This window comes from Streptomyces sp. GSL17-111, assembly GCF_037911585.1.
Taxonomy (GTDB): Bacteria; Actinomycetota; Actinomycetes; order Streptomycetales; family Streptomycetaceae; genus Streptomyces.
In genome coordinates this window covers 3,223,179-3,236,425 of the sequence record NZ_JBAJNS010000001.1, presented here as the reverse complement: position 1 = coordinate 3,236,425, position 13,247 = coordinate 3,223,179, and the positions used below count along the sequence as shown (strand labels likewise).

The window sequence follows — 13,247 nt, the reverse complement described above, 5'->3', positions numbered from 1 at the left end:
GATGGCTCGACACCTGATCACCAGCGCGCTGCCCTACATCAACGGGATCAAGCACCTGGGCAACATGGTCGGGTCGATGCTTCCGGCGGACGTGTACGCCCGGTACCTCCGCCAGCGGGGCCACGACGTCCTCTCCATCTGCGCCACCGACGAGCACGGCACCCCGGCCGAGCTCGCCGCCAAGGAGGCGGGCCTCTCCGTCGCCGCGTTCTGCGCCCAGGCCCACGACGCCCAGAAGGCGGTCTACGACGGCTTCGGCCTGGCCTTCGACCACTTCGGCCGCAGCTCCGCCCAGCAGAACGTCGAGATCACGCAGCACTTCGCACGTCGACTCCACGAGAACGGGTTCATCGAGGAGCGGGCCGTCCGGCAGGTGTACTCACCGGTCGACGGCCGCTTCCTGCCCGACCGGTACGTCGAGGGCACCTGCCCGCACTGCGGCTACGAGCGGGCCCGGGGCGACCAGTGCGAACACTGCACCCGCGTCCTCGACCCGACCGACCTGCTGCACCCCCGCTCGGCGATCAGCGGCTCCACGGAGCTGGAGGTGCGCGAGACGACGCACCTGTTCCTCCTCCAGTCGAAGCTCCAGCCCGAGGTCGAGGCCTGGGTGGCGCGGCACGAGGAGCAGTGGCCCCAGCTCTCCTCCTCCATCGCCCGCAAGTGGCTGACGGAGGGCCTGCACGACCGGGCGATCACCCGTGACCTGGACTGGGGCGTGCCCGTCCCGGCCGACACCTGGCCTCGGCTCGCGGCCGAGGGCAAGGTCTTCTACGTCTGGTTCGACGCCCCGATCGCCTACATCGGCGCGACGAAGGAGTGGTCGGACGCCGCTCCGGAGGGCGAGAGCCGCGACTGGAGGGCGTGGTGGTACGACGCCGACACCACCGTGCGCTACACCCAGTTCATGGCCAAGGACAACGTCCCCTTCCACACCGTCATGTTCCCGGCCACCGAGCTCGGAGTGCGCGAGCCCTGGAAGAAGGTCGACGTCGTCAAGGGCTTCAACTGGCTGACGTACTACGGCGGGAAGTTCTCGACGTCGCAGCAACGCGGCGTCTTCACCGACGCCGCCCTGGAGCTCCTCCCGGCCGACTACTGGCGCTACTTCCTCATCGCCAACGCGCCCGAGTCCGACGACTCCTCCTTCACCTGGGAGCACTTCACCGCCACGGTCAACAAGGACCTGGCCGACACCCTCGGCAACTTCGTCAACCGGGTGCTGTCCTTCAGCCGCAAGCGCTTCGGCGACGCCGTCCCGGCCGGGCACGCGGCGGGCGCGGCGGAGGAGCGGCTGGGCGAGGAGATCGCGCGCCTGCTGGCCGAGTACGAGGAGCACCTGGAGGCACTCCAGTTCCGCCGGGCCGCCGCCGCGCTGCGCGCCCTGTGGTCCGCGGGCAACGCCTACCTGGAGGAGAAGGCGCCCTGGCTGGAGATCAAGACGGACGCCGAGGGCGCCGCCCTGACCCTCCGCACGGCGATGAACCTCATCCACCTCTACGCCGTCGTCTCCGAACCGTTCATCCCGGCCACGGCCGCCGCGATGCGCGGGGCGTTCGCCCTGCCCGCCGACACCGCGACGTGGGTGACGGCCGAGCAGGCGACGTCCCTGGACACCCTCCCGGCCGACACGCCGTTCACCGTGCCGCCGGTGCTGTTCGCGAAGATCACGGAGGAGGACCTGGAGTCCTACCGCGACCGCTTCGGCGGCGCCGAGGCCTGAGCCCGGCGTCCCGCGCCCGGGCGTGCCGGCCCGGGCGCCGTCAGCCGACGCCGTCCCGCCGGTAACCGGCCCGGAGCCGTCCGCCCGCCTGCTCGACCACCCCGTTCACGACCCGCACGAGGGGCGCCACCCGCCCGTCCAGGACCTCCCGCAGACCGTCGTGCAGACGCCCGCCGAGCCCGGGGGCGGCCGTCTCCAGGCGCCGCGCCAGCCACTTCCCGCCACCGTGCCAGGAGCCCCCCAGCGCCAGCGCCAACTCCCCCGTCCTCCGCACCAGTTCAGTGGCGATGAACAGGCGCTCGCCCTGGTCGTCGCAGCCGACGAGGTCGTCGAGGAGATCGGTCAGCGCGTACCGGCGGTCGTCGACCTCCTCGGCCGACACCGGCGGCGGCCCGGTCACCACCAGCCTCCGGGCCGTCGCGGCCAGACGCGCGCCGAGCCCGTCCGTGTCGCGCAGCAGCAGCCCCTCCGCACACATCCACACCAACGGCGACCGGCGCCCGCGCACCTCCCGCTCGACGTAGGCGTGCCAGGTCGCCTCGGTGTGCACGAACAACTCCACCGGCCAGTCGGCGTACCGCAGGCTCTCCCGGTAGGGGGCCGGCGCACCGTGGAGCAGCACCACGACGTCGAGGTCCGATGTCGCCGTGCGACGCCCGGTCGCGGCGCTACCCCCCAGAAACGCCGCCCTGGCCCCCGGGTGACGCTCCTCCACCACCGCCCGCGCGGCCCCGATCGCCTCCATCCCCCCACTATCCCCACCCACCCCACCCGCCCGCACCCGGTTTCCCGGGCGCGGCCGCGCTCACCACAGGGTGCTGTACGTGAGAGCGTCGGTTGAGGGCTGGGGCAGGAGGGAGACACGGCATGGACATCGGTAGCGCGGCGCTGGTCGTGATCGACGTGCAGAACGGCTTCGTGAACCACCACAGCCGCCACGCCGTGCCCGCCATCGTCGACCTCGCCGCCCGGTGGTCCGCCGCAGGACGGCCCGTGATCTTCACCCGCTACGTCAACCACCCGGGCAGCCCCTTCGAGCGCTTCTTCCAGTGGAACCGGCTCCGGGAGGCGCCCGAGACCGACATCGTCCGCGAGCTTCTCGACGCCGCCGCCCGCGCGCACGCGGTCGTCGACAAGGCCGGGTACACGCTCTTCACGCCCGAGACCACCCAGCTGATGCGCGAGGTCGGCTGGACCGACCTCGTCTTCTGCGGGATCGCCACCGAGAGCTGCGTCCTCAAGTCCGCCGCGGACGCCTTCGAGTACGGCTACGCCCCCTGGATCGTCACCGACGCCTCCGCGAGCGACGCCGGACCGGACGTCCACGACGCCGGCCTCGTCGTCGCCCGCCGCCTCATCGGCACCGGCCAACTCGTCACCACCGAGCACGTCATGGGGCAGCTCGCCACATACGCAGGATTCACCGACTCGTGGGACGGGAGACTTCGCGGCGGACGGACTCCACGCTGAAGTCGCCAGTGACCGAGGCTCAGACGCACTCAGCCGGTCGGCAGCCCCAAGGCCCTCAGCGTTCCCGGGGCGACGTTCGCGCCTTCGAGGGCGTCCACGAGACGGAGTGTCCGCTCGGCGATCACCAGATCCTTCGGTACGTCCGGAACCGGGTCGCCGGTGGCCCGCAGGAACGCGGCGATCTGGTCCCAGGGATAGAGCACCGTTCCCTCGCCGGATTCGGGTTGGGGAAAACGGGGATCATGGGACAGGTCGGCCAACTCCCGCGCACCGCGCCCGCTGCGCCAGGCCGCTTCGTCGAGCGTCACACTTGCGGGCAGGGTCGTGCCAACCGCCTGGAGGCCGTCGACGAGCCGGATGCGCTGCACGGCCTCGGCGACCGCTTCCAGGAGGGTCGGGGCCTCGATGTCGCACGTCAGCTCGCGCAGCACATGTGAGTCCGCGAGCTGAGGGTAGGCGTCAGGATCTTCGGGACCCAGCGTTTACGAGATCGCCCCGTCTGCGAGGGCGTCGCAATGATCGAACACGTCAGCCTGCTCACGGCTACGGGATCAGGCCGCCACCGTGTCACAGGCAGGTAGGTGCTGCCCGAGCGAAGAAGCCGTTTCGCCAAGGCTTCGACTACCGTCGCCGAACAGGGGTACCGCTCGGCAGCGGCTCCATCAGCAGAGTCACTTCGCGCGGGGAGTAACTCATGGGTGCACAGATGCGCCTCAAGGCTGTCGCCCACCGGTATCGGCTCGACGGTTCGAAGGGCCGAGGGGGCGCGGGCGCAGGCCACGGGAGAGCGCCGGAGAGAGCCCGCAAGGCCGCGTCACGGAGCTGGCTGCCGGGTGCGGCCCCGCACGCGTCAGGCCCGGTGCTGATTTCTCAGTACCGGGCCTGACCTGGTGTTCCTTCAAGTCGGGGTGGCGGGATTTGAACCCACGACCTCTTCGTCCCGAACGAAGCGCGCTGCCAAGCTGCGCCACACCCCGAAGCAACGGGGACTACTTTAGCCCACCGTCGCGTGGACGCGAAATCCGGTTTCGCGGGTGGTCACCGGGGCTGTGGGGTGAGGGTGAGGAGGGTGGCTTCGGGGGGGCAGGCGAAGCGGGCGGGGGTGTAGCGGCCCGCGCCGCAGCCGGCGGAGACGTGGAGGTAGGCGCGGTGGCCGGGGGTGGTGTGGGCGGAGAGGCCGCTGGCGCGGGCGGTGTCGAGGTCGCAGTTGGTGACGAGGGCGCCGTAGCCGGGGATGCGGAGCTGGCCGCCGTGGGTGTGACCGGCCAGGATGAGGGGGTAGCCGTCGGCGGTGAACGCGTCGAGGGCGCGGAGGTAGGGGGCGTGGACGACGGCGAGGGAGACGTCGGCGTCCGGGTCCGGACCGCCGGCGACCTCGCTGTAGCGGTCGCGCTTGATGTGCGGGTCGTCGAGGCCGGTGAGGCCGAGGTCGCAGCCGTCGAGCTTGACGCGGCCCCGGGTGTTGGTCAGCCCGGCCCACCCGGCGGCGTCGAAGGCGTCGCGCATGGGTTCCCACGGGATGTGGACGGCGTTCTTGACGGGCGGGTTGCCGTTGAGGCCGTGGCGTCCGCTGGCCTTCTCCAGGAGGTAGCGGGCCGGGTTGCGCAGTCGGGGGCCGTAGTAGTCGTTGGAGCCGAAGACGTAGGCGCCGGGGTACTCCATGAGGGGGCCGAGGGCGTCGAGGAGTTCGGGGACGGCCTCGGGGTCGGAGAGGTTGTCGCCGGTGTTGACGACGAGGTCGGGGCGCAGGCCCGCGAGGGACTGGAGCCAGCGCTGCTTGCGGCGCTGGCCGCTGACCATGTGGATGTCGGACACCTGGAGCAGCCGCAGGGGGCGCATGCCGGGGGGCAGCACCGGGACGGTGACCCGCCGCAGCCGGAAGGCGCGGGGCTCGATGGCCACCGCGTAGCCGACGCAGGCTGCTCCGAAGGCGGCCAGACCGAGGGGGACTCCGTATCGCGCGCGCATCGTTCCATCGTCTCAGAGGGCGCGGAACGGCACAGCGGGGGCCGGGCCCGGGGCGCGGGGCCGGCCGGGGTCAGTGGGTGGCGAGGGCGACGGCGGCGCCGTAGCCGGTGGGGGTGTGGACGTCGGTGACGGTCCAGCCGGCGAGGGGTGCGGCGGTGGGGCCGGAGCCGAGGTAGTCGAGCGACGGGTCGCGGGCCAGGCCGATGCCGAGGCCCTTGAGGTAGGCCTCCTTGCGGGTCCAGGCGCGGGTGAACGCGGTCGGGGCCTCGTGCGGTGGGAGGGTGCTCAGCTCGGCGGTTTCGCGGGGGTGCAGGGAGCGGGCGACGGTGGCGACGGTGTCGGGGTTCGGGACCGTCTCGACGTCGGCGCCCACGGGCGCGGTGGCGACGGCGACCAGGGCCAGGTCGCCGGTGTGGGACAGCGAGAAGTGCAGGGGGGTGCCGGCGACGGCGGGGCGGCCGTGGGGTTTGCCGCATCCGGGGCAGGCCAGCCGGGTGAGGGGGAGCGTGGCGGGCGACCGGTCGAGGTAGGCGGCGAGCAGGAGCCGCAGGGCGACGTGCGAGGTGACGTAGAGGTCGCGGTCGGCGGCGCGGCGGAAGGCGTCGGCGTGGGTGCGCTCGTCCTGGTCGAGGAGGTGCGGGGCGAGCCGTGCGGCGTCCGCCCTGTGGTCGGCGACGCGCACGGTCCACAGGGCGGGCGTGCCGTCGACGAGCGGGGCGGGCCTCAACGCGGCTTCGCTGACGGTGAGTTCTGACGGCTTGTACACAGGTTTCCCCTCCCGTGGCGATGGGCCGTACGTGATCGTACGGCCCATCGCCGTCGGAGGGGGCTCAGGTGCGGGGTCGGGTTCAGCGGCCTGGCCCGGTCGCGTGGGCGGGATCGGATCATTCCGTGACGGGCACGCACTCGGCGAGCAGGGCGACGATGTCACGCCAGGCCCGCTGTGCGTGCCGTGGGTGGTGACCGACGCCGGGAAGCACGGTGTGGTCGACCGGTGGGTGGTGGAAGGCGTGCAGGGCTCCCCCGTAGACCACGAGGCGCCAGTCGACGCCCGCGGCCTCCATCTCCGCGGTGAACGCGTCCCGTTGCGCGGCGGGCATGATCGGGTCCTGCGACCCGACCCCGGCCCATACCGGGCAGCGCATGCGTGACGCCTCGCCCGGTCGGCCCGTGGTCAGTGCGTTGACCGTCGCGATCGCGCGCAGGTCGACGCCGGCACGACCGAGTTCCAGCGCGACCGCGCCCCCGGTGCCGTAGCCGACGGCGGCGGTCCGGTCGGGATCGGCCCGTGGTTCGGCACGCAACACGTCGAGCGCGGCGTGACCGATTCCTCGCATCCGGTCGGGGTCGGCGAGCAAGGGCAGGCAACGGGCCAACATCTCCTCCGGGTCTTCCAGATAGCGTCCGCCGTGGAGGTCGAAGGCCAGCGCCACGTACCCCAGCTCGGCCAGAGCCTCGGCCCGGCGGCGCTCGACGTCGCTGAGCCCCGTCCCCTCGGGTCCGATCAGGACGGCGGGCCGGCGCTCGACACCGGCCGGGAGCGCGAGGTACCCGCTCATCATCAGATCGTCGGCCGGGTATGCGACCGTACGGGTGGTGACCGTCGTCATGCGACTGGACGGTAGTGACCGTCGCGCCCGCTCTGGGTGGTGTTCACCTACGGCAGACAGCAGTCTGTCCCGACTGCTTCACGAGTACCGCTTCAGCACACTCGCTCCGGTCGGACCATGACCGAGCTCGGCGCCACCCGCAGCACCGGTGGCCCCGAGGTCGCGCGGGCTGCTCGTGCCCAGGCACGAGTCGGTCGATTCGCGGCGGTGGGCGTGACGGCCGGGGTCCTCGGGGGGGCATATGGAGACGCGTGGCCGGTGCCTTCCTGGCACACTGACCGGCATGACCACGCTCAAGGCCCGGCTGCAGGGCGACCTGACCGCAGCGATCAAGGAGCGCGACGCGCTGCGCTCCTCCACCCTCCGGATGGCCCTCACCGAGATCAGCAAGGAGGAGGTCGCGGGCAAGACGGCCCGCGAGCTCTCCGACGACGAGGTCCTGAAGGTCCTGACGCGCGAGACGAAGAAGCGCCGTGAGGCGGCCGAGGCGTTCGAGCAGGGCGGCCGCGCGGAGTCGGCCGAGCAGGAGCGCGCTGAGGGGCGCGTACTCGCCGAGTACCTGCCCGCGCAGCTGACCGACGCCGAGCTGGACGCGCTCGTCGCCGAGGCGGTCGCGGAGACGGGTGCGGCCGGGCCGAAGGCGATGGGCCAGGTCATGAAGGCCGTGAACCCGAAGGTCGCGGGCCGGGCGGAGGGCGGCCGCGTGGCCGCCGCCGTCAAGAAGGCCCTCGCGGGCTGACGCCCGGCAGCGCGCACGGCACGAGGGCCCTTCCCCGCAGTGGGGAAGGGCCCTCGTGCCGTGCGACTCATGCGCTACCGCGGGGTGGGCGGGTACTCGGGGTCGCCGGTGCCGCCGTTCCAGCCGCCGTCGCCGCCGATGTCGCCGCCGACGTCACCGCCGCCGATGTCGCCGCCACCGACGTCACCGCCGCCGTCGCCCCCACCGGGGCCACCACCGCCCGGTCCGCCGTTGCCGCCGCCGGGGCCGCCCGTCTGGCCACCGGCGGTGGGGTCCCAGGGGAAGCCGGGCCACTCGGGGTCGCCGGGGGGCGGGGTGTCGCCGGGACGGCTGTCGTCGCGGTCGTCCTCCCGGTCGTCGTCCTCGTCCTTGTCCTCGTCCTCGGGCTTGCCGCGCGGGACGTCGATCGGGTTGAACTCGGTGGCCTGCACGCCCTTCAGGGCGCCGGTCATGGCCGCCTTCCAGATCGGTCCGGGCAGGCAGCCGCCGCAGACCTTGTCGTAGAACTGGCCGCCGATGGTGATGTTGAACATCTCCGGCTGCTCCGCCCCGTCGCCGCCGACCCAGACGGCCGTCGACAGCTGCGGGGTGTAGCCGACGAACCAGGCGTGCTTGCGGCCGTCCGTCGTACCGGTCTTGCCCGCGTTCTGCCGGTCGGTGAGGCCCGCCGAGGTGCCGGTGCCGTCCTGGACGACGCCCTTGAGCATCTGGTTGATCGTGTCGGCGGTGCGCTGGGACATCGCGCGGGTGCAGTCCGGGCCGGGCGGTCGCAGCTCGTTGCCCTCCGCGTCGGTCACGGACTCGATCGCCATCGGCGCGCAGTACGTGCCGCGGTTGGCGAACGTGGCGTAGGCGGCGGCCATCGTCAGCGGGCTGCTCCCCTGGGAGCCGAGCACCATCGAGGGGCTGATGTCGAGCGGCTTGCCCGAACCCTGCCGGATCCCCATGGCCTTGGCCATCTTGGCCGCCTCGCACATGCCCGTCTTCTGGAGCAGGTCGATGGAGTAGGTGTTGATGGACTTGCCGAGCGCGCTCGTCATGTCCCAGGTACCGCGCTCGGTCTCCAGCTCGTTCTGCACCTCGTACTCGGCCTCTGAATACGGCGTTCCGTCGCAGGTGAGGAACTTGCTCTGGTCGAACGTGTGCTTGTACCCGCTCTTGAAGGTGTGCGCCGGGCTGATGCCGTTCTCCAGGGCGGCGGCGGCCACGACGGGCTTGAAGGTGGAGCCCACCTGGAAGCCGTAGGCCGAGCCGCCCATGTCGTTGTCGACGGAGAGGTTGAGCACGGTCTGGTGCTCTTCGGGGTTCGTCCCGTACGGCCGGGACTGGGCCATCGCCGTGATCTTGCCGGTGCCGGGTTCGACCGAGACGACGGCGGCGGCCACCGGGTCGTCCTGGTTCACCTTGCTCTTCGCCGCCTCGGCGGCCGCCTTCTGCGCCTCGGGCCGCAGGGTGGTGCGGATGGTGAGCCCACCGCGGTTCCACCGGGCCTGGCGCTCCTTGTCGGTCTCGCCGAAGGCGGGATCGCCGAGGAAGGCCTCCTCGACGTAGTCGCAGAAGAAGCCGGCGTCCTTGGTGGCGGTGATGCAGCCCTGCCGGGCCTGGCTCACGTTCAGGCCGAGGTCCCTGGCCTGCGCGGCGTCGGCCTCCTCCGGGGTGATGTCGCCGACCTCGGCCATCCGCTGCAGCACGACGTCGCGCCGCTTCTTGGCGGTCGGCCCGTCGTTGATCGGGTTGTAGCGGCTCGGGGACTGGACGATCCCGGCGAGCAGGGCGGCCTCGTGCAGCTCCAGGTCCTTCGCGGACTTCGAGAAGTACCGCTTGGACGCGGCCTCGACGCCGTAGGACTGCTCGGAGAAGAACGTGATGTTGAGGTAGTTCTCCAGGATCTGGTCCTTGGTCAGCTCCTGCTCCAGCGCGATGGCGTACTTCAGCTCGGTGATCTTGCGGCCGACCGTCTGGCGGGTGGCGTACTCGAACGCCTCCTCCTCGTTGCCGGCCTCCTCCACGAACACGTTCTTCACGTACTGCTGGGTCAGGGTGGACCCGCCCTGGGTGACGGTGCCGCTCTGGGCGTTCTCGCTGAGCGCACGGAGCATGCCCTTGAGGTCGACGGCGCCGTGCTCGTAGAAACGGGAGTCCTCGATGGCGACGATCGCCTTCCGCATCCACGGGGAGATCTCGTCGAGCCCGACGACGACGCGGTTGCGCGAGTAGACGTCGGCGATCACCCCGCCCTCGGAGTCGAGGATCTGCGTCTTCTGACTCAGCGGGGGCCGCTTGAGGTCGATGGGCAGTTCGTCGAAGCCCTGCGCCGTCTCCTTGGCGGTCAGCCCCGCGATGCCCACGGCCGGCAACGCGATGCCGGCCATGACGGCTCCGGCGAGGACGCTGACGCCGAGGAACTTGGCGGCCTGCTGCGTCGCGGACAGCCCACCGCCCGAGCGTTTGTTTGCCATGCGGGCAAGGGTAGCCCGACGCGTCGCCGCCCCCGTGGTGCCGGTGCCGCGGACGCCGCCCGCCGCCCGCCGGACGGAGGGCGTGGCCGGGCCGCCGCCGGAGTCACGTCGCGGGGAAAGCGCTGCGGAAGGAACGCTGCGCGGAGGACGTCGCAGGACGCCGGGGGGACGTCCGGACGGCCGCCGTTCAACTCAGGGGCGAGCCGGGCCGCACCGAACAGAGGTGTGGATCGTGCGAACAAGGGGGTCGGTGTTCGATCAGGTCACGCCCCGCGACGGCCATATCGCCCCGATTCTCACTCTTGTGAGTGATGAGACCCGTCCCTTTGGGCGGAATATGCCAGCGAACTGCGCACCACGGCACCTGACAACCCGTCCGACGTGGGGTCACTCCGTTGGGTGATCTGGCGCGCACGCATAGTCCGTTCGGGCCATTCAAGATTGGGCCCGACGGGGGTGTTGCCGTCTGCTCGCCTTCCGTAACGTCCCAACTGGCGACGGCGCATATGCCGTTTGTCGTCGTGGGGGAGCCTCGATTTCGGGAGAGGACGGCGCCAGCATGAGCAGCTGGGCAACCGACTGGAGTACGCAGGCCGCCTGCCGTACGACGGATCCGGACGAATTGTTCGTACAAGGAGCGGCCCAGAACAGGGCCAAGGCGGTGTGCACCGGATGTCCGGTACGCACCGAATGTCTCGCCGATGCCCTCGACAACCGCGTGGAGTTCGGCGTGTGGGGCGGCATGACGGAGCGGGAGCGCAGGGCGCTGCTGCGCCGGCGCCCCATGGTCAGCTCCTGGCGTCGGCTGCTGGAGACGGCCAGGGCGGAGTACGAGTCCTTCGGGCGTGAGTACGCCGAGGCCTCGGCGGACGTGGACGCGCACGAGCGCGGCGGCGTACCGGTGGCCGCGGGCTGACCGGTACGGGCCCGGCGACCGGCCGTGGGGGACGGCCGGTCGCTGCTAGCTCCGCTGCGGGTCGGGCGGCTGCGCGGCGAGCAGTTCGCCGATGTCGCGCAGCCCGGCCAGGTCGTGGACGTCGCCGGGCAGGGCGGCGACCTCGGCCACCGGCACCTCCGGGTGGAGGGCGGTGAAGCGGTCCCGCATCCGGCGCTCGCGGGCGATGACCCGCATGCGTTCGGCGTGCAGCGTCAGCAGCCCGGCCGCGAGCCGGTGCGGACCTCCGGCACCGTCCGCGCCCTCCTCCAGCGTCTCGGCGGCGGCCAGGGCCCGCTCGGCGCTGAGCGCCCCGGCGCTGCTGCCGTGGACGCGGTTGAGCAGCAGCCCGGCCAGCGGCATGCGGTCGGCGTGCAGCCGCTCCACGAAGTACGCCGCTTCCCGCAGCGCGTCCCGCTCGGGCGCGGCGACGACGAGGAACGCCGTGCCCGGGGCCTGGAGCAGCCGGTAGGTGGCGTCGGCCCGGGTGCGGAAGCCGCCGAACAGCGTGTCCATGGCGGCGACGAACGTCTGCACGTCGCGCAGCATCCCGGTGCCGAGCAGCTTGCCCAGCGTCCCCGTCACCATCGACACCCCGGTCATGCCGAGGCTGAACATCTTGAGCCCGGCCCTGCCGCCCGCCTTCGCGGGCGCGGCGAGCAGCCGGATGAAGCGGCCGTCGAGGAACGAGCCGAGGCGGCCGGGAGCGTCCAGGAAGTCCAGCGCGGAGCGGCTCGGCGGGGTGTCGACGATGATGAGGTCCCACGCGTCGCGGGCGCGGAGCTGGCCGAGCTTCTCCATCGCCATGTACTCCTGCGTGCCCGCGAATCCGGCCGACAGGGACTGGTAGAAGGGGTTGTCCAGGATCGCGCGGGCCCGGTCGGCGTCCGCGTGCGCCTCGACGATCTCGTCGAACGTGCGCTTCATGTCCAGCATCATCGCGTGCAGTTCACCGCCCTGGGCGGTGTCGATGCCGGGCACCCGCCGGGGGGTGTTGTCCAGCTCGGTCAGGCCCATGGACTGGGCGAGCCGGCGGGCCGGGTCGATGGTCAGCACGACGACCTTTCGGCCGCGCTCGGCCGCGCGGAGGCCGAGGGCCGCCGCCGAGGTCGTCTTCCCGACGCCGCCCGCGCCGCAGCAGACGACGATGCGGGTGGCCGGGTCGTCCAGCAGCGGGTCGGTCTCCAGCACGGGAACGTCCCGCAGTACCTCCGGGCTCATGCCCCGGCTCCTTCCCGCTCGTCGCCCTCGCCGCCCGGGTCACCCGACGGGCCGCCCGGGTCGCCCGTCACCGCGTGCCCGTCCTGGGCGCGCAGGGCGGCGGCGAGCGTGTAGAGGCCGGCGAGGTCGACGCCGTCCCACAGCAGCGGCAGTTCCAGCGTGGGCAGGTCCAGCGCGGCGATCTCCGCCCGCTGCCGCTCCTCCAGGGTGACCCGCTCGGCGTGCTCGCGGGCCTGCCGGAGCAGCGGGTCCACGAGCCGCTGCGCCTTGCCGCCGCGCCGCGCGCCGCCGAGCCCGGCGGTCGCGAAGGCCTCGGCCAGCTCCGCGCGGACGCCGTCCGCCGCCGTGACCTCCGCCGCGTCCAGCACCGCCGGGCGGACGAGGTTCACGACGGCCGCGCCGACCGGCAGTCCGGCCCCGCGCAGCTCGGCGACGCCGTCCACGGTCTCCTGCACCGGCATCTCCTCCAGCAGCGTGACCAGGTGCACGGCCGTCTCCGGCGACTTCAGCACCCGCATGACGGCCTGCGCCTGGTGGTGCACAGGCCCGACCCGGGCGAGTCCGGCGACCTCGTCGTTGACCCCCAGGAACCGGGTGATGCGGCCGGTCGGCGGGGCGTCCATGACCACGGCGTCGTAGACGAACGCGCCCGCGCGGTCGCGTCGCCGCACCGCCTCGCACGCCTTGCCGGTCAGCAGGACGTCCCGGACGCCGGGGGCGATGGTGGTCGCGAAGTCGATCGCGCCGATCCTGCGCAGGGCGCGGCCCGCGCTGCCGAGTTTGTAGAACATCTGGAGGTAGTCCAGTAGGGCGCGCTCGGCGTCGATGGCCAGCGCGAAGACCTCGCCCCCGCCCGGCGCCACCGCGATCTTGCGCTCCTCGTAGGGGAGCGCCTCGGTCTCGAAGAGCTGGGCGATGCCCTGTCGTCCCTCCACCTCCACGAGGAGTGTGCGCTTCCCGGCGTCCGCCAGGGCGAGCGCGAGTGCGGCGGCGACCGTCGTCTTGCCCGTGCCGCCCTTGCCGGTGACCACATGCAGCCTGCTCACGGCCAGGAGCCTAGTTCCTGGCCCCCGGGCGGGCGACGCCGCCCGCCTCCGGGGCACGGCCCGTCGGGCCCCGCCGC

General features: G+C 72.4%; 12 protein-coding genes and 1 tRNA gene. 4 read left to right on the top strand and 9 right to left on the bottom strand.

Annotated features, from left to right (window positions below; translation table 11 throughout):
* The first annotated feature begins 1 nt into the window (after nucleotide 1).
* Nucleotides 2-1,723: a methionine--tRNA ligase gene (gene metG / locus V6D49_RS14465; RefSeq protein ID WP_340560089.1), complete on the top strand. Its 1,722-nt coding sequence runs from the start codon at nucleotides 2-4 to the stop codon at nucleotides 1,721-1,723.
* Nucleotides 1,724-1,763: 40 nt separating this feature from the next.
* On the opposite strand, the gene V6D49_RS14460 is transcribed toward metG, so the two are convergent.
* Entirely contained in the window at nucleotides 1,764-2,468 is a 705-nt protein-coding gene (locus V6D49_RS14460) for a nucleotidyltransferase domain-containing protein (protein ID WP_340560087.1), read from the bottom strand.
* Nucleotides 2,469-2,590: 122 nt separating this feature from the next.
* Between V6D49_RS14460 and V6D49_RS14455 the strand changes: the two genes are divergently transcribed.
* A complete protein-coding gene (locus V6D49_RS14455) occupies nucleotides 2,591-3,193 on the top strand; it encodes an isochorismatase family cysteine hydrolase (RefSeq protein WP_340560086.1) in 603 nt (200 codons plus the stop codon).
* A gap of 29 nt (nucleotides 3,194-3,222) precedes the next feature.
* Here the strand turns inward: V6D49_RS14455 and V6D49_RS14450 are convergent, their stop codons facing one another.
* The 5 genes from V6D49_RS14450 to V6D49_RS14430 form a co-directional block, all read right to left on the bottom strand.
* The gene (locus V6D49_RS14450; protein WP_340560085.1) at nucleotides 3,223-3,624 is read right to left on the bottom strand and encodes a hypothetical protein; all 402 of its coding nucleotides are present in this window, start codon (nucleotides 3,622-3,624) and stop codon (nucleotides 3,223-3,225) included.
* A gap of 472 nt (nucleotides 3,625-4,096) precedes the next feature.
* A tRNA-Pro gene (locus V6D49_RS14445) sits at nucleotides 4,097-4,170 on the bottom strand.
* Nucleotides 4,171-4,231: 61 nt separating this feature from the next.
* The gene (locus V6D49_RS14440) at nucleotides 4,232-5,161 is read right to left on the bottom strand and encodes a metallophosphoesterase (RefSeq protein ID WP_340560084.1); all 930 of its coding nucleotides are present in this window, start codon (nucleotides 5,159-5,161) and stop codon (nucleotides 4,232-4,234) included.
* Nucleotides 5,162-5,231: 70 nt separating this feature from the next.
* On the bottom strand, nucleotides 5,232-5,927 hold the full coding sequence (locus tag V6D49_RS14435; RefSeq protein ID WP_340560083.1) for a 4'-phosphopantetheinyl transferase family protein: 696 nt from the start codon (nucleotides 5,925-5,927) through the stop codon (nucleotides 5,232-5,234).
* A 118-nt stretch (nucleotides 5,928-6,045) separates the two neighbouring features.
* Nucleotides 6,046-6,771 (bottom strand): dienelactone hydrolase family protein, encoded by a 726-nt coding sequence (locus V6D49_RS14430; protein ID WP_340560082.1) that lies wholly within the window; start codon nucleotides 6,769-6,771, stop codon nucleotides 6,046-6,048.
* 283 nt (nucleotides 6,772-7,054) lie between these two features.
* Between V6D49_RS14430 and V6D49_RS14425 the strand changes: the two genes are divergently transcribed.
* On the top strand, nucleotides 7,055-7,510 hold the full coding sequence (locus tag V6D49_RS14425) for a GatB/YqeY domain-containing protein (RefSeq protein WP_340560081.1): 456 nt from the start codon (nucleotides 7,055-7,057) through the stop codon (nucleotides 7,508-7,510).
* Nucleotides 7,511-7,584: 74 nt separating this feature from the next.
* Here the strand turns inward: V6D49_RS14425 and V6D49_RS14420 are convergent, their stop codons facing one another.
* On the bottom strand, nucleotides 7,585-9,969 hold the full coding sequence (locus tag V6D49_RS14420) for a transglycosylase domain-containing protein (RefSeq protein WP_340560080.1): 2,385 nt from the start codon (nucleotides 9,967-9,969) through the stop codon (nucleotides 7,585-7,587).
* Between the two features lie 559 nt (nucleotides 9,970-10,528).
* Between V6D49_RS14420 and V6D49_RS14415 the strand changes: the two genes are divergently transcribed.
* Nucleotides 10,529-10,885, top strand: coding sequence for a WhiB family transcriptional regulator (locus V6D49_RS14415; protein WP_340560079.1), 357 nt, complete (start codon nucleotides 10,529-10,531; stop codon nucleotides 10,883-10,885).
* A gap of 45 nt (nucleotides 10,886-10,930) precedes the next feature.
* Here V6D49_RS14415 and V6D49_RS14410 read toward each other — a convergent pair whose 3' ends face one another.
* Nucleotides 10,931-12,124 carry an ArsA family ATPase gene (locus V6D49_RS14410; RefSeq protein WP_340560078.1) on the bottom strand — a complete coding sequence of 398 codons (1,194 nt, stop codon included), beginning with the start codon at nucleotides 12,122-12,124 and terminating at the stop codon, nucleotides 10,931-10,933.
* Entirely contained in the window at nucleotides 12,121-13,170 is a 1,050-nt protein-coding gene (locus tag V6D49_RS14405) for an ArsA-related P-loop ATPase (RefSeq protein ID WP_340560077.1), read from the bottom strand. Before V6D49_RS14405 ends, V6D49_RS14410 begins: the two co-directional genes overlap by 4 nt.
* Nucleotides 13,171-13,247 lie beyond the last annotated feature (77 nt).